General features: G+C 32.2%; 22 protein-coding genes and 1 riboswitch. Of the genes, 4 read left to right on the top strand and 18 right to left on the bottom strand.

Annotated elements, in window-relative coordinates; all coding sequences use genetic code 11:
* Positions 1–145 precede the first annotated feature (145 nt).
* From htrA to CCE28_RS08365, 3 genes are all read right to left on the bottom strand, one after another.
* Entirely contained in the window at positions 146–1,372 is a 1,227-nt protein-coding gene (htrA, locus tag CCE28_RS08375; protein WP_242972933.1) for a serine protease HtrA, read from the bottom strand.
* Positions 1,373–1,444: 72 nt separating this feature from the next.
* Positions 1,445–2,857 carry a sensor histidine kinase gene (locus tag CCE28_RS08370; RefSeq protein ID WP_095132893.1) on the bottom strand — a complete coding sequence of 471 codons (1,413 nt, stop codon included), beginning with the start codon at positions 2,855–2,857 and terminating at the stop codon, positions 1,445–1,447.
* Between the two features lie 12 nt (positions 2,858–2,869).
* Complete coding sequence (locus CCE28_RS08365; RefSeq protein ID WP_095132891.1) at positions 2,870–3,547, bottom strand: response regulator transcription factor; 678 nt, start codon at positions 3,545–3,547, stop codon at positions 2,870–2,872.
* Between the two features lie 124 nt (positions 3,548–3,671).
* Here CCE28_RS08365 and CCE28_RS08360 point away from each other — a divergent pair, with 124 nt between their 5' ends.
* Positions 3,672–3,932 (top strand): cysteine-rich small domain-containing protein, encoded by a 261-nt coding sequence (locus CCE28_RS08360; RefSeq protein ID WP_095132889.1) that lies wholly within the window; start codon positions 3,672–3,674, stop codon positions 3,930–3,932.
* Positions 3,933–3,969: 37 nt separating this feature from the next.
* Here CCE28_RS08360 and CCE28_RS08355 read toward each other — a convergent pair whose 3' ends face one another.
* Together CCE28_RS08355 and CCE28_RS08350 are read right to left on the bottom strand one after the other, a co-directional pair.
* Positions 3,970–5,205 (bottom strand): putative manganese transporter, encoded by a 1,236-nt coding sequence (locus tag CCE28_RS08355; RefSeq protein WP_176461725.1) that lies wholly within the window; start codon positions 5,203–5,205, stop codon positions 3,970–3,972.
* Between the two features lie 52 nt (positions 5,206–5,257).
* Complete coding sequence (locus CCE28_RS08350) at positions 5,258–5,587, bottom strand: hypothetical protein (protein WP_095132885.1); 330 nt, start codon at positions 5,585–5,587, stop codon at positions 5,258–5,260.
* Between the two features lie 144 nt (positions 5,588–5,731).
* On the opposite strand from CCE28_RS08350, the gene CCE28_RS23100 reads away from it, so the two are divergent.
* Positions 5,732–6,274 carry an RNase H family protein gene (locus CCE28_RS23100; RefSeq protein ID WP_095132883.1) on the top strand — a complete coding sequence of 181 codons (543 nt, stop codon included), beginning with the start codon at positions 5,732–5,734 and terminating at the stop codon, positions 6,272–6,274.
* 39 nt (positions 6,275–6,313) lie between these two features.
* On the opposite strand, the gene CCE28_RS08340 is transcribed toward CCE28_RS23100, so the two are convergent.
* From CCE28_RS08340 to CCE28_RS08325, 4 genes are read right to left on the bottom strand one after another with little or no spacing between them, the layout of a single operon-like run.
* Entirely contained in the window at positions 6,314–6,745 is a 432-nt protein-coding gene (locus tag CCE28_RS08340; protein ID WP_095132881.1) for a tetratricopeptide repeat protein, read from the bottom strand.
* Between the two features lie 56 nt (positions 6,746–6,801).
* Positions 6,802–7,764 carry an acyl-CoA dehydratase activase gene (locus CCE28_RS08335; RefSeq protein WP_095132879.1) on the bottom strand — a complete coding sequence of 321 codons (963 nt, stop codon included), beginning with the start codon at positions 7,762–7,764 and terminating at the stop codon, positions 6,802–6,804.
* A gap of 15 nt (positions 7,765–7,779) precedes the next feature.
* Positions 7,780–8,874 carry a hypothetical protein gene (locus CCE28_RS08330; protein WP_095132877.1) on the bottom strand — a complete coding sequence of 365 codons (1,095 nt, stop codon included), beginning with the start codon at positions 8,872–8,874 and terminating at the stop codon, positions 7,780–7,782.
* Entirely contained in the window at positions 8,804–9,835 is a 1,032-nt protein-coding gene (locus CCE28_RS08325) for an acyl-CoA dehydratase activase-related protein (RefSeq protein ID WP_095132875.1), read from the bottom strand. The genes CCE28_RS08330 and CCE28_RS08325 overlap by 71 nt, the downstream gene beginning before the upstream one ends.
* A gap of 151 nt (positions 9,836–9,986) precedes the next feature.
* A riboswitch (cobalamin riboswitch) is annotated at positions 9,987–10,167 on the top strand.
* Positions 10,168–10,212: 45 nt separating this feature from the next.
* Here CCE28_RS08325 and CCE28_RS22200 point away from each other — a divergent pair.
* Positions 10,213–10,374, top strand: coding sequence for a hypothetical protein (locus CCE28_RS22200; protein WP_176461724.1), 162 nt, complete (start codon positions 10,213–10,215; stop codon positions 10,372–10,374).
* Between the two features lie 126 nt (positions 10,375–10,500).
* Here the strand turns inward: CCE28_RS22200 and CCE28_RS08320 are convergent, their stop codons facing one another.
* The 8 genes from CCE28_RS08320 to CCE28_RS08280 form a co-directional block, all read right to left on the bottom strand.
* On the bottom strand, positions 10,501–11,610 hold the full coding sequence (locus CCE28_RS08320; RefSeq protein WP_095132873.1) for a M20/M25/M40 family metallo-hydrolase: 1,110 nt from the start codon (positions 11,608–11,610) through the stop codon (positions 10,501–10,503).
* Between the two features lie 110 nt (positions 11,611–11,720).
* Positions 11,721–13,274: an AbgT family transporter gene (locus CCE28_RS08315; RefSeq protein WP_095132871.1), complete on the bottom strand. Its 1,554-nt coding sequence runs from the start codon at positions 13,272–13,274 to the stop codon at positions 11,721–11,723.
* Positions 13,275–14,009: 735 nt separating this feature from the next.
* Positions 14,010–15,098, bottom strand: coding sequence for a YibE/F family protein (locus CCE28_RS08305; RefSeq protein ID WP_095132867.1), 1,089 nt, complete (start codon positions 15,096–15,098; stop codon positions 14,010–14,012).
* A gap of 9 nt (positions 15,099–15,107) precedes the next feature.
* The gene (locus tag CCE28_RS08300) at positions 15,108–16,100 is read right to left on the bottom strand and encodes a dipeptidase (protein WP_095132865.1); all 993 of its coding nucleotides are present in this window, start codon (positions 16,098–16,100) and stop codon (positions 15,108–15,110) included.
* A 108-nt stretch (positions 16,101–16,208) separates the two neighbouring features.
* Positions 16,209–16,352, bottom strand: coding sequence for a FeoB-associated Cys-rich membrane protein (locus CCE28_RS23000; protein WP_095132863.1), 144 nt, complete (start codon positions 16,350–16,352; stop codon positions 16,209–16,211).
* Entirely contained in the window at positions 16,352–18,316 is a 1,965-nt protein-coding gene (gene feoB / locus CCE28_RS08290; RefSeq protein WP_095132862.1) for a ferrous iron transporter B, read from the bottom strand. Before feoB ends, CCE28_RS23000 begins: the two co-directional genes overlap by 1 nt.
* A gap of 121 nt (positions 18,317–18,437) precedes the next feature.
* On the bottom strand, positions 18,438–18,725 hold the full coding sequence (locus tag CCE28_RS08285; RefSeq protein WP_242972932.1) for a FeoA family protein: 288 nt from the start codon (positions 18,723–18,725) through the stop codon (positions 18,438–18,440).
* A gap of 75 nt (positions 18,726–18,800) precedes the next feature.
* On the bottom strand, positions 18,801–19,106 hold the full coding sequence (locus CCE28_RS08280) for a DUF2325 domain-containing protein (protein WP_095132858.1): 306 nt from the start codon (positions 19,104–19,106) through the stop codon (positions 18,801–18,803).
* 443 nt (positions 19,107–19,549) lie between these two features.
* Here CCE28_RS08280 and hydG point away from each other — a divergent pair, with 443 nt between their 5' ends.
* Complete coding sequence (gene hydG / locus CCE28_RS08275; protein WP_095132856.1) at positions 19,550–20,965, top strand: [FeFe] hydrogenase H-cluster radical SAM maturase HydG; 1,416 nt, start codon at positions 19,550–19,552, stop codon at positions 20,963–20,965.
* Between the two features lie 45 nt (positions 20,966–21,010).
* On the opposite strand, the gene CCE28_RS08270 is transcribed toward hydG, so the two are convergent.
* Entirely contained in the window at positions 21,011–21,697 is a 687-nt protein-coding gene (locus tag CCE28_RS08270; protein ID WP_095132854.1) for a TIGR00266 family protein, read from the bottom strand.
* Positions 21,698–21,757: the final 60 nt, after the last annotated feature.

Below are 21,757 nucleotides of genomic sequence, written 5' to 3'. Positions count from 1 at the left end.
GACGATTGCTGTCGCAATCTGAACACCCTTCTTTAAAGAGGCAGGGGAATACTTCCCCTACAACCCCTTTATTTTTTATCTACAAATTTTAAAATATTATAATTCCCTTAGGGATAAAAAATAAAAGTCAATTTAAAATTGACTTTTATTTTTCGTTATAGTAACCCTTAGGACTCTTTTGTAATTTTATACTTACTTCCTTTTCTTTTCCGTCCCTTAGGATTTTCATATTTATAGTATCCCCAGGCCTATACTTGTATAATATTCGTGATACTTCACTCATACTGCTTATATTTTCATTTTCAATAGACTGTATTACATCGCCTGAAGTAAGGCCTCCTTTAGCAGCTGGTGAATCAAGTATAACTTCTACTATATATACCCCTTTTTCAGCCTCTATATCTACACCTATTGCCCTTTCAAATCGATCTACTTCCATTCCCCTTATTCCCATATATACCTTCTCATATTGGCCGTTTTTTATAAACTGTTCAATGATGGGTTTTGCCACATTTATAGGCACTGCAAATCCTAGGCCTTCTGCAGTTTTAATTTTTGCAGTATTTATACCAATTACTTGTCCTTTAGAATTTAGTAAGGGTCCACCACTATTTCCTTCATTTATTGATGCATCTGTTTGAATTAGACCTTCTATAGAATCATATTCGCTTATATCAATCCTTCTTTCAAGTCCACTTATAATACCAGATGTAACAGTTCTTTCAAATTGTAATCCCAATGGATTTCCTATAGCTACAGCCACTTCTCCAACTTCTAAGTCCGTAGAATCTCCTAATTCTGCTGCCACTAAATTTACATTATCCACTTTAAGTACGGCTAAATCTAATACAGGATCTTGCCACAGAATTTGACCTTCTGTCTTAGTTCCATCATAAAATAAAACATTTACTTTCTCTGCATTTCCATTATTTATTACATGGGCATTAGTAAGTATATACCCTCTAGAATGCACTACTACTCCTGTACCTACCCCTTGTGCTTTTCTCTCTCCAAGCCAATAGTCCCTTTGTACAATTTCTGTAGTTATACCCACAACAGATGGCATGGCCTTTTTAGCTATAGCAGATACTAAAAACTCCGTATTAGCATTATCCACTTGTATAATTTCCTTTGTGTCATTTCCGAAATAATTATCTGGATATGGTATTATTTTTCCAAATATGAATACGGGCATTATATAACTTGAAATTAATCCTCCAATTAAAGCTGAGATTATTATTATAGTAATTAATTTAAAATTTTTATTATTTCTTTTCTTATTGTTCTTTCTGTATATTCCATCATTATTATCAACTTCTTGGGTGGATTCCATCTGTTCTTCATAAAGATTTGAATAGTTATTTTCAGTCATTTTATTCCTCCTTTGAGATTAATTATAATTTATTAATATTAATAAATTATGAATAATCCATTAAGGATTTTTCTAATTATTCTTATGTAGTTGAAGGTAGAATACAAAGTATGTTCCCACACCCACTTCTGACTTTATTTCTATTTTCTCATTGTGTATATCTATAATCTTCTTTACTATATGAAGTCCCAGACCAGTGCCCTTTTTATTTCTGTTTCGAGATTTATCCTCTTTGTAAAATTCTTCCCATATATTTTGTATATTTTCTTTGCTAATGCCAATGCCGTTGTCCCTTATTATAACTTTGCATTTATTACCTTTTTTCTTAGTTTTAATAGTAAGTACAGGATCTTCTTTCATAAATTTAATAGCATTATCCACTAAATTAATTAGTACTTGTTGAATTGAATCCTTATCTGCACAAACGTATATATTATCCTCTAAATCTAATTGTACTTCAATATTATTTTTTTCTATTTCCTCTTCATATCTTATTAATGTCCTACTTATCAACTCATTCATATTAAATTCACTTTTATTTATAGGATATTTTCCAGACTCCATCCTTTGTATATCCAATAAATTTGTGATTAAAGCATTAAGTCTCCTAGTTTCTCTCAAGATTATATCCAAGTATTTAGGATGATCCCTCTCTTCAATAGTGCCATCTACCATTCCTTGGGCAAATCCTTTTATTAGGGTAAGGGGTGATCTCAATTCATGGGCCACTGCTGATATGAAGCTTTTTCTATTCTTTTCTATCTCTCCTAATTTTTCAGTCATTTTATTAAAAGTATCTATTACCTTACCAACTTCTCCTTCTTCCTCAATTTCTATTCTATAAGAAAAATCTCCATAGGATATTTTTTCTGCCCCTATTACTAATCGCTTTAATGGATAGGATATTTTCTTTGAAACTATCCACAATAATATGAAAGCTCCTACAAAGGTTATGCTCATAGAAATTATAACCATCTTATGAACTTCTCCTATAACATTAGTAACTTCATATAGGGGTGTATGCATTATTATGGCATTACTCACTTCCCCGTTTATATATATGGGCATTCCCACCGTTAATAGTGGAACTGTTTCATTTTCATGATACATACCCTTTTTAGTTATTATTTTGCCTTCTAAAACTTGTAGCATTTCCGTTGCCGTAATCTGCTTTCCTATCCACTCCTCATCATCTCCCGATACGCCATATATGATTCCTTGTTTATTAATAATCCATATTCTTGTATTTAAAAATTTCTCCACTGCCTGTAATTCCAATTTTAATCTTTCATTAGTTATATCATTATTTAAATAATCTATAACTAGATAGTTTATCTTCTTCCCTTCATTTAGTAATACCTTTTCTTGTCTATTGAAATAATAACTACTAAATAATTGGGAAAAAGCTATTCCAAGTATTAAAAAGGATAAAAGTATTATTACAAAATAAAAATATAACAACTTCTTAAATACTGTATTTCCCATATTTTTCTCCTTTTATATTATTTCAAATTTATACCCTACACCCCATATGGTCTTTATATTATATTTATCGCTTAGATTAGATAACTTTTCCCTTAATCTTTTTATATGTACATCTATAGTCCTTGTATCTCCAAAGAAATCTATTCCCCATATATTATCTATGAGCTGTTCTCTTGTGAATACTTTACCCTTATTTTTAACTAAGAAGTATAATAACTCCATTTCCTTTTTAGGCAATTTCATATCTTCATCATCTATTCTAACTATATATTTATCTAAATCTATATACAAATCTGGAAGACTTATACTTTTAGTAGACACAGTAGAGCCGTATGTTCGTCTTAAGACCGCATCTATTCTGGCTATAAGTTCTCTAGGTTCAAAGGGCTTGACCATGTAATCGTCAGCTCCTAATTTTAATCCTAATACCTTATCAAAGGTATCTCCCTTTGCACTTAACATTATTATTGGAATGTCACTTATTTTCTTCATTTCTGTACATACATCCCAACCATCCATCTCTGGAAGCATTATATCTAGTATAACTAAATTAGGTCTTTCCTTCGCTAACACATCTATGGCACTTTTACCATCATGGGCAAATACAATTTCATATCCTTCTTTTCTTAAATAGAGTCCTATTAACTCACAAATATTTATATCATCATCCACAACTAATATTTTCTTCATGGGTATTTCTCCTTCTTTTAAATTTTTAATATACAAATAACAATATCATTATATACAATTTTTTTAAATATTATATTGTTACTTATTTAATTATAATATACAATTTTTCTAGGAGGGGATAAACATGAGTGAGAATTATAAGTTTAACCAAAATAGAAAATGTGAATATTTCCCATGTCATAAGGTAAGTGATCCTGAAAAGTTTAATTGTCTATTTTGTTATTGCCCACTATATATGTTAAAAGAAAATTGTGGTGGTAATTTTAAATACAATAATGGCATAAAGGACTGTAGTGGATGTCTTGTGCCCCATGGGCCTAATGGATATGATCATGTTATGTCTAAAATGGGAGATGTAATTAGAATAGGAAGCGAAAGAGAATAGAAACTAGCTGTGATTAAACTAAAATGAGGATGGTTATTTAAACCATCCTCATTTCTATGAAGTAAATTATTAATCCTATAATTAAAGCAGGAATAGTAGTTATTATAGTTGCCCACAGTGAACTTTTCCTATCTATTACTAATAGTGGAAACAATGCATCTCCATCTTGAGATATGGCATTAGCAACTAGAGCTCCAAAGGGTACTAGTCCCTTAGTAAATAAAGCGACAAATATTACTTGTGGACCACAACCTGGTATTAATCCTATTAATGCCCCTACTAATACGGCATATAATCCAGCAGATGTCATAAGATTTGTCATTATAAGTTCTCCTGCTCCATAGTTTCCTTTACCTAGAAAGAATATACCAAATTCATATATTAAATAGGCCAAATAGACCCAAGTAGATACAAATGCCGTTTCAGAAGCACTATGGATAATAGTCTCCTTTAAGGATATACTCTTTAATTCTGCTTCTTCGTGGGTGTCATCTCCAATAAATTTCTTACTCATAATCATTAAAATTATGGATAATATTGTTCCTCCTATACCTACTATTTTTCCTAAATCCTTTATAATTAGATCATTAACATCCATTTGGAACAATAACATAATACCTAGTATTAATCCTATAACAAGAACTCCCCAATATATTATGAATCCCTTATGGGTTATTTCATATGCAACGGTCCCATGCTCTTGATGACCTTTGGCATTGTGGTGAAGAATTACATCTATCTCATCCCCTTCATCATGACCTATATGAACAAATTCTTCTACGCTCTCATTATTGATAATATTATGATCTGATTTTTCATTTATAATATGAGCTTCTTCTCTTGTTATTATATTCATATTTTTGAGTAATTTATCACCCACATGATAATAGTCTACTACGTACCCTGTTATTATGGCTGCAATAAAAGAAATTACACTAACTAGTATATATTCCAAGGGCAAAGTAGATATTATTACAAAGGCCGAGTCTCCCATAGTGGCTATTAGGGTAGCTATTATGGTTCCAAAAGTAACCTTCCCTTTTACAAATAAGGGCATAACGAAGATAGCTCCCCCACAGCCAGGTGTTAGTCCTAATAAGGCTCCCAATATGGGTTGTATTTTTTTTGATTCTTCTATTTTTCTTATGAAATTTCCCGATTGCTTATAATTAATATAGCCAAATAGTAATAGAACAGCTCCTACAAAAACACCTACCTGCAAGAAAGCATTTTCTGCACTATTTAGTATGATGCTTAATACTTCACTTCCCATAGGTTCCCCCCTTAAGTCTTTTTCATTAGTTATATACCCATTCATTCATATTTTATTCTTCCCAAAGTTCAATTATATAATCTTCTATAATGTTCATTATACTCTCTAACCAATCTTCTTTTATACAATCCCCCTCGTATGTCATCTCTGGAGAAATTATTATGGTAGCAGTGGTTTTTCCCCTAATATTTTCTATATTAATACATAAAGTTTCAACCTTTTCATCTCTTAATTTATTTTTTTCAAAGACCATGTATATAATTTCTTTTTCTCCATCTAATCTGAATGAATCCTTATATATTAAATCTGCATCAATATCCATAATAAATAAACTCATAACCTCTTTTGGATCTGCTGATAGAGATGCAATCTTTGTACACATCTTATTAACCTCCTTGTGCTTTTATTTTATCTATATTCACAAGGAGCATAAATATTGCATAGGTTGTTAACAAAATTAACAGTTTTTTAATTAATGATTTTGTTATAATATAAATATGCTATGTATTTTAAGGGAGGATTACTTATGGATTCTATTTACATATATACGGATGGTGCCTGTTCGGGAAATCAAAATGATACTAATTTAGGTGGCTGGGGAGCCATATTAGTTTATAAAGGCCATAAAAAAGAATTATATGGTGGAGAGAAAAATACTACTAACAACAGGATGGAAATGACTGCATTTTTACAGGCATTAAAATCTTTAAAAAAAGGTGACCTATCAATAAATATCTTTTCTGATAGTGGTTATTTAATAGATTGCTTTACTAAAAAATGGTATGTTAATTGGCAAAAAAATGGTTGGAAAAATGCTTCTAAAAAGCCCGTAGAAAATAAAGACCTTTGGGTAGAATTACTAGATGAGGTTAAAAAGCATAAAAAAATAAACTTTTATAGGGTAAAAGGCCATTTAAATATTAACAGTGCAGCTCAAATGAATAAATGGTTTCCTAAATTCAAATCTTGGAATGGTCCTAATTTCACCATGGAAGAATTTGTACATGTTACTAAAATGAATATTCGTGCCGATGAATTGGCAAATATGGGTGTAGATGAAATTAGATAATAATTATTAAAGACTAGGAATTTATCCTAGTCTTTTAAATTACAATCTTTCTTTGTAAATGGCTTCTGCTGCTCTTTCTATGTAATCATTTCTCTTTTTCATGATTTTTTCAAAGTAATCAGCAATCTTCTCATCTTCTATTTCTATCATTTGTGTCATACTATCAAAATTATTTAACATGTCAAAACCAATTTCAAGATAAGCCCTTGCAATATCGATTTGACATAATTCATAGAGGTTATCTTCCCCTTCATATTCATTAATTATCTTTTGATATAAATCAATAGCTTGGAAAAAATCTTTTCTTGTCAAATGTCCTACTATGTCTCCCAAATATTTAAAAGACCAATAATATACTTTAGGCTCATCCTTATATTCTCCTAACATATTATTAAAATGGCTAATAGCTCCATTATAATCTTTTACTCTGATTAGTTCTTCACCTTCTTTAAATTTATCTTGCCAACTCATGAAATTTCCTCCTTGGTATTTAAGCTTATAATATATTTTACCATGTTTTGTGAATTTTAAAAGCTATTAGTCCATTTTCCACATTTGTCCCCCCACATGGCCACTACTTCCTTATTTACTTCCACTTTTATAACTTCACACACGTTACTGCATCCACTACACTCAAAGGTAGTAGGCACAAAATCTATATTGGCAGTTTCAAACCCCCTAAAGTTGGTTTTCCTTTTAGTTTCATAAATAAATTCTTTTGCTAATATGGCTACTCCTAGTGCTCCCATTACATGAAAATTTTCTGGTACAAATACTTTGGCACCTAGTTCCCTTTCAAAGGCATCCTTTATTCCATTGTTAGCTGCAACTCCACCTTGGAACACATAGGGAGGTTCTAATTTTTTACCCCTACCTAAGTTACTTAAATAGTTTCTAACTAGTGCTTCACATAATCCATTTATTATATCTTCCTTTGAAAAACCAAATTGTTGTTTAGATATCATATCTGACTCTGCAAATACGGTGCATCGCCCTGCTATCCTCACATTTCTATTAGCCTTTCTAGCATGGTCACCAAATTCTTCTATGGGCACACCTAGTCTCTCGGCTTGATGATCTAAAAAGGAACCTGTTCCTGCTGCACAAACTGTATTCATGGCAAAATCTGTTATGAACCCATCCTTTAAAAAAATCATTTTGGAATCTTGACCACCAATTTCAAAAATTGTTCTAGCATCTTTTACATAATTCATTGTGGCTGTGGCATGGGCTGTTATTTCATTTTTTACCACATCTGCTCCCAACATCATTCCTATTAATTGTCTACCACTACCTGTAGTTCCTACACCACATATTTCATAGTTACCATCTAGCTTATCTTTTAAATTCAATAGAGCTTTCTTAGTAGATATAAGTGGTTGACCGTTGCTTCTACTATATTCCTTAAATATTATTTCATTATTATAATCTATAGCAACTAAATTTATACTTACAGAACCAATATCTACTCCTAAGTACACCTTTTTCATACTATCACCACCATCTTAAGAAACTATTTTTCTTTTTTTCTTTGTTTTTATAATGTCTACAAAGGCCTCTATTCTAGTCAGATTATTAGAAAGGCCACTTTGTTCATCTAGGGCAATACTAAGTATGGGCATGTCTATTTCCCTAGACATTCTAGGTATAATGCTTTGTGATACTAATTCTGGTAGACAACCAAAGGGAAGTAAATGGATTATTCCATCCAAGCCCTTTTCCTTATAGTCCACTATGTGGCCTAAGGTCTCCTTAGCATGACCACCTATTTGTACTTCTATATAGGGTTCTCCCTTTTTTAATATTTCTTCTTCCCTGTCATGTCTGAATATTTTAGGAACTATATTATGCTCTGCCCAATCAGATAGATAATGACTTCTTCTTACTTCACAGCCAAGGGATGCCAATACTTCTTCTATTTTCATATTTACAGATGATTCCATAACCACATATATTTCACCCACTATACCTATTCTTATTTTATGATCTTCCTCCACATATTTTATAGGTATATTGTCTACTATATATTCACTTGTTTTTTTTATTTTTTCTAGTTCTTTATGGTCTTGTACCTTATCATATAAACTAATAATTTCTTGCAATGCCTTACTACATTCTCCCTTATTAATTTCATAGGCCCTTTTAGTTTGTATAATCTTCTCAAAATAATCTATGTCTTTAGTAATCTTATAAACTAGTCTAAAACTCTTATATACTTTTAGAAGGGACGAGTGTTTAACAAGTTTCATCATATTCTTCATAAAGCCTTTAAAGTCCTTATGTATAGAGTCAAACACAATAAACTCCACATCATATCCCATATTATTTAAAATTTTCTTATGGACTTCACCATAAAAACCAGCTCTACAAGGGCCATGTCCTCCTGATGTAACTATAACGTCTGCTCCCCTTTCTAAAGATTCTATATAAGTTCCCATTATGGCTTTCATAGGAAAGCAGGCAAATTCCGGACTATGTTTTACACCTAGTTCTATGGTTTTTTTAGTTGGTTTATTAGGACATACTATCTCATGCCCCAGTAGTTCTATTAATTTTTTGTAAATTATAGGATTTCCCATGTGAGGAAAAGTCATCTTCACTTTTAATCACCCCTATCTTTTTTCTTTTAATCATATCTACAAAGGCTTCTATTCTAGTCAGCAAATGATTTTCTCCCGTATGTTCATCAATCCTAATGGTCATGAAAGGTGTCTTATAATTGTCGCTATCTATTTCTAGAACTTTTCCTATAAATGAATCTGGCCCACATCCAAAGGCAGTAAGATGAATTACACCATCCACATTATCATCATTAAAAAAATGGTAACCAGCCCCTAGGAGTCTATTACTGAAGGTCCAAAATAATTTTTTCCTCATAAAGTCTATAGATTTATCTAACTCCTTTTCCTCTATCATTTCAAAAGTTTTAACGTTAACCCCTAAGTTCTTTAATTTCTTTATTATATCCATGCTAATATATTCATCATATACATTGTATACATATCCTAATAGGCCTATATTTATTTTTTCATTTGTTTTTTCTATTATTTTATTTTCCATTATTTCATCTATGGTATATCCTTTTTTACTTGTCTTTCTAAAATCTTGCCATTCTTTACGAGCCACCTTTAAAGCCCTTTTTAAATCTTTATAAGTAATAGGGAGTTTCTCTATTAATTCCTTATAATTTTTTATATTTGATATATCTTCCTCTAATGATTGAATTTTAGGGCTTAAAAGTTTATCTTCTACCCTAGGAATTGTATATTTAATCATATCTGGAAGACCCATGAACTTAGGACAGAAATATTCATTTCTACCTATTTTCATCATCCTTGGAACAAAAATATAATCTACCTTGTCCAATAAGTAAACCACATGACCTGAAAATATCTTCATAGGCACACATATTTCAGATGCTGAATATTCTATCCCCTTGTTGAGTATTGACTTTGAAGTCTTAGGTGACACTACTACTTCCATTCCTAATTCCTCAAAGAGCCGTTTAAAAAAGGGATAATAAAAATAGTAAATCAATGCTCTAGGAATACCTATTCTCACATATCTCATCTCCTTGTTGTGTATTTGTTAAATTAATCTGTATGTTCTATAAATATGTATGAAATCCTCAGTTATTCCTAAAATCTATCATGTCTTTTCCTAATTTCATATGTTTATATTTCTTCTAATAAATGGTATAATTATGATGGAATAATCATTTACTGCTAAAGGTACTCTAGTAGAGTTTAATAGGGAAGATTGGTGTAAATCCAACACAGCCCCCGCTACTGTAATTAGGGACGAAACCTCAGTTTACCACTGTTTTTTAACGGGAAGGAGAGGAAGTAGGTTGATCTATTAGTCAGGAGACCTACCTTATGTAGATGTACATTCTTCGGTGGGAAGAATAGTATTTTATTAAATGAGGAGTGATATAAATGAATATGTACAAAAATTTAGGTAAACCAACTGATAAGGTCTTTACTGGCAACAAAGAAGGAGATAAGATTATATTCTATACCCTAAAGGAAAACTGCGCCAAAGACAAATCTGAGCTAAAGAAAAAATTTTTTAGTAGCATGATACGCCTATTTAAATAATATGGATGTTGATCCCATAGCCCTTAAATCTTCCCACCAGAAAAAGGGCCTACCAACAAGCCCCTAAATTACTTTCATATATAATTTTCTAGTAATCAAAAAAAGAATTTGCCCGAGGGCAAATCCTTATGCATTCTTAATTATTTCTAATACTAACTTAGCAGTTTTTGTTAAATCATCTATGCTAATATACTCTTCTAGTGTGTGAACCTTTTTCATTCCAACACCTAAGTTTATGGCCTTAATTCCATTTCCATTTAGTATATTAGTATCACTTCCACCACCAGATGCTTTAGTAGTAGCTTCAAATCCTAATATGTCACAAGCCTTTTTAACTAACTTTACTATCTCATCATTTTCGTCTACACTAAAAGCTGAGTAGGCACGTGGCGTTTCTATTTCTGCCTTAGCTCCAAACTCTTCACAAGCCTTTTCAATACACTCAACCATATGACCAGTTTGCTTATCTAATTTTTCGTTTACTAAACTTCTAGCTTCTCCTGTTATAGTAACTTCTGGACAAACTATATTAGTAGCTTTACCACCTTCTATTATACCAATATTAGCAGTAGTTTCTTCATCTATTCTAAGTAGATTCATCTTAGCTATGGCTGCTGCTGCCACTTGAATAGCACTTATTCCTTCTTCTGGACATACTCCCGCATGGGCTGGTGTACCTATAATCTTAGCCACTAATTTATCCTGAGCAGGTCCCTTTATTATAATTTCCCCTGGTGATCCACCACTGTCTAGTACAAAGGCCCTTTTAGCTTCAATCTTATCATACTCTAGGTTTTTAGCTCCATAAAGACCGCCTTCTTCATAAATACTAAATACTACTTCTATATTTCCATGATCTATGTTTTCTTCTTTTAATACTTTTACTGCTTCTATAACTGCTGCTATACCTGCTTTATCATCTGAACCTAATATGGTAGTTCCATCACTGTATATTACTTCATCCTTTATAACAGGCTTAATTCCTATACCAGGAGTAACAGTATCCATGTGAGCACTAAATAGGATAGGCTCAGCATCCTTATTACCTTCTAATTTAGCTATGACATTTCCAGTGTTTGAACCTACCTTTTCTCCTGCCTTATCTATGTATACACTAAAACCTAGTTCTTCTAATTCACCTTTAATTTTCTCTGCAAATTCCTTTTCGTTCTTTGTTTCACTATCGATTTGAACGTACTCTAAAAACTTTTCAACTATTCTTTCTCTGTTTATCATAAAAATCCCCTCCTAAGCATATATTATACACCAATTATTCTAATTATATAAGCTAATAAATAGGACGGTTATTTTAAAATAACCGTCCTTAATAATAAGTCTTTATTTAATTACATAGGTAATTTAATGAATGCATCTGGTCCAATTGGAGCTCCAGTTATGAACCATATGATTAATAATATTGACCATCCTAATAAGAACATCATAGAGTATGGTACCATTGTAGAAATTAATGTACCAATACCAATTTTCTTATCATACTTTTGTGCAAAAGCAACGATTACTGCAAAGTATGACATAAGTGGAGATATGATGTTTGTAGTTGAATCTCCTATTCTATATGCAACCTGAGTAAATTCAGGGCTGTATCCTATTCTCATAAGCATTGGGATAAATACTGGTGCCATAATAGCCCATTTTGCAGAAGCAGAACCAATGAATAAGTTAATGAATGCAGATACGATGATGAATCCTATGATCATAGGAAGTCCTGTCATACCTGTAGCTTGTAAGAAGTCTGCTCCCTTTACTGCTAATATAGTACCTAAGTTTGTGTACTTGAAGTATGCAACGAATTGAGCTGCTACGAAAGCTAATACTAGGTATCCACCCATTGTGCTCATAGCTTTAGACATGAATCTTACTACATCCTTATCTGATTTTACAGTCTTAGCTGCTATACCATATGCAACACCTGGTATTAGGAAGAATAAAGTGATAATTGGAACTAATCCAGCCATGAAAGCTGATCCTTTCATGATTCCACCAGTTTCTGGGTTTCTTAATATAGCACCCTCTGGTACTACTAATGCTACTATAGTTCCAACGAATATTAATAATGCAATTCCAGCCATTCTTAGACCACGTTTTTCATCAGCAGTTAATTCATCTAAATCAACAGCTTCTTCACCTTTATATTCACCAAGTCTTGGCTCTACGATTTTTTCTGTTACTAAAGTACCTATTGCTGTTATTATGAAAGTAGATACAATCATAAAATACCAGTTAGCTGTAGGTGCTACTGTATATCCCTCAGAAATAAATCTAGCTGCTTCTGTAGATATACCTCCAAGTAGTGGGTCAACAGTACCTACAAGTAAGTTGGCACTGAATCCTCCAGATACTCCAGCAAATGCTGCTGCAAGTCCTGCTAATGGATGTCTTCCAAAGCTTAGGAATACGATTGCTCCAAGTGGAACTAAAACAACGTAACCAGCGTCTGATGCAACGTTAGACATGATTCCTGCAAATACAACTACCATTGTTATAAGTTTTTTAGGTGTACTTAATACTAATTTTCTAAGTAATGCTGAAATAAGTCCAGTTCCTTCAGCAACACCAACCCCTAACATGGCAACTAATACTGTACCTAATGGTGCAAAACCTGTAAAGTTTTTAACTGCTTTAGAGAACATATATCTAATTCCATCTGCATCTAAAAGAGTTACTGCTTGAATAGTTACATCTTTAACTTCGTTAGTTTTTCTGTCAATCATTGTAAAGTCAATTTGTACTCCTGCTTTAGCTGCAATATGAGATATTACCATTACAGCAAGCGAGAACAGTAAGAATATAGTTACTGGGTGAGGTAACCTATTTCCTACTTTTTCAATTGTGTCAAGAAATTTAAAAAATAGTCCGTTTTTTTTCTCTGTTGTCTTCATAAGTGCCTCCTTCTGTTTTTTAATTTAATGCAATCTTACTAATTGTCTAACAATTCACAACGCTGTTAACAACTATGTTATAACCACTTACATAATAACATATTTAATATGCAGATTTCTACACAAATTATAAAAAAACCACAATTTACCGTACAAAAACACAATTTTCTGCCTATTTGTTCGTCACTCAAAACCATAGTTTTTTATTACGCATACATTTATAGAAAATTCTCTTTTTTAGTAATATTTATAAAATACAAAAGACTTTTTTAACACTTTTTTATCCTTTGAATAATATATATCAAGGAGGGATTTCACTTCATGAAACAGGAAAATTTATATGATAGTAGCCTCTTATTTTTTTATATAGCGCTCCTACTTATATTTAGTCAAGATGATTATTGTAGGGAACATGGTACTGAATTCTTATTATTTTTTCTAAATTTAGTGGTCATTCTTAATCCTTTTTACACTAATCCTTTAGCCCTTTATCCTCAAACTTGCTTCAAATAAAAAAGGCATACTTCGTATGCTTCGCTAAGGAACCCTATGGTTCCTTTCGACGATTACTAGCGTAATCTGAGCATCCTCCTTTAAAGAGGCAGGGGATGTTCCCCCACACCCCCTTTAATTTTTTACTTATTTTATAGTTATGAAACTTTATAATTCCTTATAAGTAAAAAATGGGCTGCCTTAAAATTACTTTAAAAGTCATTTTGAGGCAGCCTATTTTTATTATATATTTTCTTTTTTAATCAACATACTTGCCACAAAAGCTGTAATAGGAATAGTCATAACCAAACCTATGCTACCGGCTAGAGATCTTATTATTTCTGTGGCCACTATATCTAAATTCAATATTTTGACTAAGGAACTTTCATAGGCCATAAACAATAGTAATAGAGGAATACTACTTCCTGTATAAGCCAATATGAGGGTATTGCTCATGGTTCCCATCACATCTTTCCCCACATTCATTCCTGACATGAATAAGTCTTTTTTAGTCATACTTGAATTGGCCTTATATATTTCTTCTATGGCTGATGATATGGACATGGCCACGTCCATTACAGCTCCCAATGCTCCCATTATTATTCCTGAGAAGAGTAGACTTTTAAAATTAAATTTTATCTCTTGAGGAATATACATGAGCATCATGGCCTCCTCACTACTAAGGCCTGTTAACTTGGCCGTGGCCCCCACATAATATGCCAGTAATCCTGCTATTACTACTCCTAATGTGGTTCCCACTATGGCTGAAATACTTTTAGAATTAATTCCTCCTATAATTACTAAGGTAATAATTGTAATCATAGTAGATATTCCAATGGTTAACCAAATGGGATTATATCCACTTAATATTCCAGGGAGAAGAACCTTTAAAATCAAAAACATGGTAAAGAATAGTGTTATAGCTGCCTTAATACCTTTAACCCTTCCTATTAGTACTATTAAAAATATGAATAACAAGGCCATATATAATATTTTATCCCTTCTCACAAAATCAGATATGGCCACATTTAACTCTCCATCTATATTTTCTACTACAGTAACTACCTTATCTCCTTCTTCTACTATAATAGAATAGGCTATATTTTCTGGTATATAATGTACTACGCTAAAAGTTTCATCCTTATATTTTCCACTAGTTATTTTTATATCTACCATTTGAAATTTTTCTGCGGAAGTATCATCAACTTTAACTTCACTAGCCTTTAATATAATACCTGTCTCCGTATGAATATTTTCCTCGCCCATCTCCTCGGCAAAGGAAATAGATGTAATAGATATGATAATCATTAATATGTATAATAATCGTCTCATTCTTCCCTCCTACTTTAGTACCTTATCATATACTCTAATCCAGTTTTGTCCTAATATATCATCTATATGTTCTTCTGTATACCCTCTTAGTTTTAACTCTTCTTTTATTTTATAAACCTGTGAATGGTTTTTTATAACATCAAAGAACTTATTATCCTTATCTTCCTTGTATTCATATTTTCTTATGTGGTCACAAAGGTCAAATCCTAGTGCCACATGTTTATGACCTACTAAATTACATATATAGTCTACATGATTCACATAAGATTTATAGTTAGCACTATTATTATCTTTGGAAACAAACATATTTGCAGCATTTATTCCTATAACTCCACCAGTATGAGCTATTGCCCTTATTTGCTCATCACTTAAATTTCTACTCACATCTACTAAGCCCTTACAATTAGAATGGGATGCTATTATGGGATCTTTTGTAATTTTCATCAAATCCCAAAATCCTGGTTCATTTAAATGGCTTACATCTATTATTATGCCCAGTTCTTGAGCCCTTCTAACTACCCTATATCCAAAGTTAGTAAGGCCTCCTACCTGGCCTTCCTCTACAGGTGAAAAATATACACCATCAGCAGCATAGTTTCTCCTACTCCATGTAAGGCCCATAAGCCTAACTCCTAGCTCATAGAATATCCTCAGTAAGCCTAAATCATTGTATATGGGTTCAATCCCCTCAAATGACAAAAATATACCTAATTTATTTAATTCTAAAGCCTTATTCATATCATCCACATTCTTACAGAGTTGTATCTTATCTCCCGATTCTTCTATTTCTTCATACAAGGAGTTTATCTGATCCAATCCTCTTCTTAAGGCCATCTCTGGTATGAATTGAGAGTCTATAAATAGTGAAGATACTAATACATTAACTCCACCCTTTTTAAGGTCATCTAAAAAATCATTCTCTATTACATGAGTCTTTCCCATTTGCCTCTTTCTTAACACATCATATAATAAATCAAAATGTCCATCTATAGTAATCTTCATAATCCCCCTCCTCTTCTAAATCTAAGTATATAGTAGGAGTCCTTTTTAAACAAGAAAAAAACCTTCATGCATATGGTAACAAATGACCATACATATGAAGGTATAATTTTATTTTTTAGTGTTGCACTTGCTCTTACTTGAGCAACTGCTACAACCACCGCACCTACTGTTTTTAACGTCATTACGAGCTCTCTTAAAAGCCCAAAATACGATGCCAGCAAAGATAAGTCCAACTATTATATTAGGTAACATTAGGCACTCATCTCTAACTCTTGTAATCTTTCACGTTCTTTATCAGCTTTCTTAATAGCTGTAACAAGATATACTACAGTAGCAACGGCTACAATAATAGCTGGAACAAAACCTGTAGCTGGTGTACCATATACTATTAATGAACCTATTTGAGTAACTAACATAGCTAATACATATCCTACTCCAAATTGGAATGCAAGACCTTTAAATAACCATTTCTTAGAACCCATTTCTGAATTCATAGCACCTATTGCAGCAAAGCATGGTGGTGTAAATAAGTTAAATACTAAGTATGCAAAGGCAGTTACTGGTGTAAACAGTTCTGCTAGAGCTCCTCCAGGTAAATGAAGTGCCTCTTCAGATGCTACAGCTAATAATACGGCAAAAGTAGCTACTACATTTTCCTTAGCAATAAATCCAGTTATAGCTGCTGCTGCTAATTGCCATCCTACAAATCCAAGTGGAATTAATATAGGAGCAATCACTGTTCCTATTGAAGCCAGTATACTTAAACTTTGATCTTCCACTGGATTAAGTCCCCAGCTATAAGCTTGAGCAAACCATACAAATGTATTACATACTAATATGATAGTTGTTGCCTTATAAATAAATCCTTTAGCCTTATCAATCATTTGCTTAAATGCATGAGATAAACTTGGCCATTTGTACTCTGGAAGCTCCATGATAAACATAGAAGTATTTTCCCATACAAATAATTTCTTTAATAAAAGACCACCAATAATAATCATAGCTATAGCAATTATGTACATACTAGGTCCAACCCATGTACTTTCTGGGAAAAACACTGCTGCAAATAAAGCTATAATTGGTAACTTTGCACCACAAGGTACAAAAGGTGTAAGTATTGTTGTCATTCTTCTTTCATTTACATCTTCAATAGTCCTTGTACCCATAACTCCCGGTATAGCACAGCCAGAACCTATGATCATTGGTATTATAGATTTTCCAGATAAACCAATTTTCTTAAAGTATCTATCCATTATTACTGCTACTCTAGCCATATATCCACAATCTTCAAGTAATGATAAACAAAAGAATAATACCATGATTAAAGGTAAGAAACCTACTACTGCTCCTACTCCTCCAATAGCTCCATCTACTATAAGTGCTTGAAGTATCGGACTAACTCCTAATCCCTCTAAAAATCCATTAGCTGCCTCTGGCACTACTTCACCAAATAATACGTCGTTAAAATATCCTGATAAGTATCCACCAAGTCCTTCAATTGAAAAAGTATACACACCCCACATTATAAGGAAAAATATAGGTAACCCTAACCATTTGTGAGCTACAATCCTATCTACCTTATCAGAAAAAGTAACTTCATCTACTCTTCTCTTTGTCACTTGACACTTACTTATGATCTCGTCTACAAATTTTTGTCTCTTTTTATCTGAATCAGCTGATTCTTTTCCTTCAAATTTTGGTGCAACTTGAGTTTTATTTTCTTTTCCTAATGCTATGGCTTCATTCATAAGATTTAATAATCCATCTTCTGATGTAGCCGTAGTAGGAATCACTTTAGAATGAAGGAGTTTTCCTAGAGTAGCTTTATCTACTTCATCTCCTCTTTTATTTAAAATATCTTCTTTATTAAGTGCAATTATTACAGGAATACCTAATTCCATAAGTTGAGTTGTGAAAAATAAACTTCTACTAACATTCGCACCATCTACAATATTTACTATTACATCTGGTTTCTCGTCTAAAATAAAATCCCTTGTGATTGCTTCTTCACCAGTAAATGGCGAAATAGAATATGCCCCTGGAAGATCCACTATAGTCACATCTTCCTTTTTAGGATTATACTTCTTTTTAAGACTGCCTTCTTTCTTTTCCACAGTAACTCCAGACCAGTTTCCAACTGTTTCTGTCTTTCCTGTGATGGCATTAAACAGTGTAGTTTTTCCACAGTTTGGGTTACCTGTCAATGCTATTTTCATACTAACGCCCCCTTTATAAATAATTGTTATTATTTGAATTTGATAATTATTATCATTATGTAGTCAAAATATAATATGCTACTTCCATAGCATATTATGCGTAGTTATACTAATTTATGTCTTATCCTTTAAGAGTTATACATTTAGCCATGCCTTCATCGATGGCATATCTACTATCTTTAACATTGATCACATAATTTCCTGCTAATTTAGAAATAAGAGTAACTTGTTGGCCCTCAAAACATCCTAATGAAAACAGGAATTTTTTAATTTTTTCTTTTCCTTCAACCTTTTCTATTATAAATGTTTCTCCTAGCTTTGCCTTTGACAATAACATAAATAAAATCACCTTATTCCTACTATTTCTTATTGGTATTACTAACCATTCTACATTGATAAATGTTATCACTTTTCTGACCCATTGTCAACACATCGTTAACACATTTTTTTCCAAAAAAAAGTATGGATTACTCCATACCAGTAATTACATATTCTTCACGCACTTTCTACATTCTCTACACTTTTCTAATTGAATCTTTAAATCACTTACAGACCTCTTAGCGAAAACACAGGGCACTTCTATATTCTTAATTTCTTTCTTAATTATCTTAGCTAAGTTATGTTCTATGTAATCATATAAAACAATAACCATATCTATATTTTTAGGTATGGTCATATTCCTCATACCTTTTTTTCTGCCCTTCCAATGTATAAAATCAGTTATTCCTTCTTCGTTCAATATATCTGGTATATTACCTAGCTTATCCGCACCTACCACTAAAGCCGTCACAATTTTCCCCTCCTTTTTTAATTGATAATGATTATCATTATTATACATTTGATGTAAACGCTTGTCAATAGGCTTTTTGCAATATGTACAGATCCACCCTTAGAAGTTTATTTAATAAAAGGTATAAAAGGTAATAATTTTTTTAATATTTGTTAAATTTATACATGGTAAATAATAATTAATTAAGTTATAATTTATATAATTAAGTCTCCCATATGAGTTTTTTCTTTTATGGGGGTCATTACAAATTATTTCTTACCTAATTACAAAGTGATCTGAGTAAAAGGGAAGGATGTTATAGGTTTACCTTATTTTATAAGGATTTAACATAGCATTAGATTTTGTTAACTTTTTATCAAGTATTAATCCTTATATTCTATGGACTATCCTTTTATAACTTCCTATGCTCAGGAAGATTTTTTAGTTTAAGGAGGTTATTTTAATTGAAAAAATTAAAGGCTGTAGAATTTATTAATCATGAAGAAATATTATCTTCTATTAAGTATGGTGAAGAAAAATCAAAGGATAAAAATTACATCAGAAGTCTTTTAGAAAAGGCACGAAAATTAGAAGGACTTAATCATAAAGAGGCAGCAGTGTTATTAAATATAGATGATCCAGAAATATTAGATGAAATCTTTAAAGAGGCAAAGGAAATAAAAGAAAATATATATGGGAAAAGGATAGTAATGTTTGCCCCCCTATATGTTAGCAATTATTGTGTAAATAATTGTGTCTACTGTGGATACAAACATTCTAATTCAGATCTAGAAAGAAAAAAATTGGCTATGAATGAATTAGCTACTGAAGTGAAAGTATTAGAAGGTTTAGGTCATAAGAGATTGGCATTGGAAGCTGGTGAAGATAATGTTAATTGTTCACTAGATTATATATTAGAATGTATTGATACTATATATTCATTAAAATTTGATAATGGTAGTATTAGAAGAATCAATGTGAATATAGCTGCTACTACAGTGGAAGACTACAAGAGATTAAAGGATGCAGATATAGGAACTTACATATTGTTCCAAGAGGCTTATCATAAGGAAACATATGAAAAAATGCACCCTACTGGCCCTAAACATAATTATGAATGGCATACTACAGCCATGGATAGGGCCATGGAAGCTGGCATTGACGATGTTGGTATAGGTACTTTATACGGACTTTATGATCACAAATATGAAACTATTGCCATGTTAATGCATGCAGAACATTTAGAGGATACTTTTGGGGTAGGACCTCATACCATATCTGTACCAAGATTGAGAAATGCCTTAGATGTAGATACTAAAAACTTCCCACATCTTGTGAATGATGAAGATTTCAAGAAAATCGTAGCTATTTTAAGATTGGCAGTTCCTTATACGGGAATGATTTTATCTACTAGAGAAGAACCGGAATACAGAAGCGAAGTTATGGCTCTTGGTGTTTCTCAAATAAGTGCTGGTTCTTGTACAGGAGTTGGTGGTTACTTAGAGGAATATGAGCATACTAATGAAAGAAGAAAACCACAATTTGAAGTGGGAGACCATCGTTCTCCTATTGAAGTATTAAAGGAACTCTGTGAAACGGGATATTTACCAAGTTATTGCACTGCCTGTTACAGGGAAGGGCGTACAGGAGATAGATTCATGAGATTGGCTAAAACTGGTCAAATCCAAAATGTATGTTTACCTAATGCCCTTCTTACTTTTAAAGAATTTTTATTAGATTATGCTGATGATGAATTAAGAGAAAAGGGTAAAGATGTAATAGATAAATTTTTAAAGGATATTCCTAATGAAAAGGCCAAATCGGCTGCTATGAACCTTTTAAAAAGACTGGAAGAAGGAGAAAGGGATTTAAGATTTTAAATATTAAAAAGGGACGGTTATTACCGTCCCTTTATTAGTTAATTTCTACTTACCACTTGGCATTGGAATATATGGCTTTAACCAAGTTCCAAATGATCCTGGATTTCTACTTTGAATATATACTTTTCCAGGTCCCCTAAATTTACATACTAGTCCTTCTCCAGATGTGAAACTTGATATCCATCCCTTTGAAGCCTTCTCTATAGTATAGTCCATATAATCTGCCCATGCTACTAAGTGGCTGTTATCTACTATCATTTCTTCTCCTGGTTGTAAATTCAACTCATGGATTGCTCCAAAAGAATTTAAGAATAAATGACCTTTACCACTTATCTTTAATATGAAAAAGCCTTCTCCAGAAAATATTCCTTTAGCTAAATTCTGCATGTTTGTTGATACTTCTATACCTTCTTGTCCTGCTAAAAATCCATCCTTTTGAACACACATACCATGACTTCCGTCTAAAGTAATATCTACTATATCACCCGTACTAGATGGAGCTAATAATACGGTTCCATCTCCACGAGATGCATTTAATGTTTGGAAGAAAAACTTTTCTCCAGCTAGTAATCTTCCAAGACCTGCCATAAGTCCACCTTCCATTTTTCCGTCCACATCAATAGTATTTGACATGGCAACCATGGCACCAGATTCAGCCTTTAATCTTTCACCTCGACCTAAATTTACTTCTACTAATGGGTATGCACCCTTATGCAATATTTTATACTCCATTTTATGAACCTCCTGTTCTGATACTTAATGATTTTATTTTATCATACAAAACTTAAACTA

It is taken from the genome of Anaeromicrobium sediminis (assembly GCF_002270055.1).
GTDB classification, from domain to species: Bacteria; Bacillota; Clostridia; order Peptostreptococcales; family Thermotaleaceae; genus Anaeromicrobium; species Anaeromicrobium sediminis.
This window is presented reverse-complemented; position numbering and strand designations above follow the sequence as displayed.

Bases quoted from the DNA above. Each gene is read 5' to 3' on its own strand.
- CCE28_RS08300 (WP_095132865.1), bottom strand. From the start codon at position 16,100: ATGAAGATTACTATAGATGGACATTTTGATTTATTATATGATGTGTTA.
- CCE28_RS23100 (WP_095132883.1), top strand. From the start codon at position 5,732: ATGGATTCTATTTACATATATACGGATGGTGCCTGTTCGGGAAATCAA.
- CCE28_RS08340 (WP_095132881.1), bottom strand. From the start codon at position 6,745: ATGAGTTGGCAAGATAAATTTAAAGAAGGTGAAGAACTAATCAGAGTA.
- CCE28_RS08270 (WP_095132854.1), bottom strand. From the start codon at position 21,697: ATGGAGTATAAAATATTGCATAAGGGTGCATACCCATTAGTAGAAGTA.
- CCE28_RS08335 (WP_095132879.1), bottom strand. From the start codon at position 7,764: ATGAAAAAGGTGTACTTAGGAGTAGATATTGGTTCTGTAAGTATAAAT.
- CCE28_RS08315 (WP_095132871.1), bottom strand. From the start codon at position 13,274: ATGAAGACAACAGAGAAAAAAAACGGACTATTTTTTAAATTTCTTGAC.
- CCE28_RS08370 (WP_095132893.1), bottom strand. From the start codon at position 2,857: ATGGGAAATACAGTATTTAAGAAGTTGTTATATTTTTATTTTGTAATA.
- CCE28_RS08355 (WP_176461725.1), bottom strand. From the start codon at position 5,205: ATGGGAAGTGAAGTATTAAGCATCATACTAAATAGTGCAGAAAATGCT.
- CCE28_RS22200 (WP_176461724.1), top strand. From the start codon at position 10,213: ATGAATATGTACAAAAATTTAGGTAAACCAACTGATAAGGTCTTTACT.
- feoB (WP_095132862.1), bottom strand. From the start codon at position 18,316: ATGAAAATAGCATTGACAGGTAACCCAAACTGTGGAAAAACTACACTG.
- CCE28_RS23000 (WP_095132863.1), bottom strand. From the start codon at position 16,352: ATGTTACCTAATATAATAGTTGGACTTATCTTTGCTGGCATCGTATTT.
- CCE28_RS08305 (WP_095132867.1), bottom strand. From the start codon at position 15,098: ATGAGACGATTATTATACATATTAATGATTATCATATCTATTACATCT.
- CCE28_RS08350 (WP_095132885.1), bottom strand. From the start codon at position 5,587: ATGTGTACAAAGATTGCATCTCTATCAGCAGATCCAAAAGAGGTTATG.
- CCE28_RS08365 (WP_095132891.1), bottom strand. From the start codon at position 3,547: ATGAAGAAAATATTAGTTGTGGATGATGATATAAATATTTGTGAGTTA.
- htrA (WP_242972933.1), bottom strand. From the start codon at position 1,372: ATGACTGAAAATAACTATTCAAATCTTTATGAAGAACAGATGGAATCC.
- CCE28_RS08360 (WP_095132889.1), top strand. From the start codon at position 3,672: ATGAGTGAGAATTATAAGTTTAACCAAAATAGAAAATGTGAATATTTC.
- CCE28_RS08320 (WP_095132873.1), bottom strand. From the start codon at position 11,610: ATGATAAACAGAGAAAGAATAGTTGAAAAGTTTTTAGAGTACGTTCAA.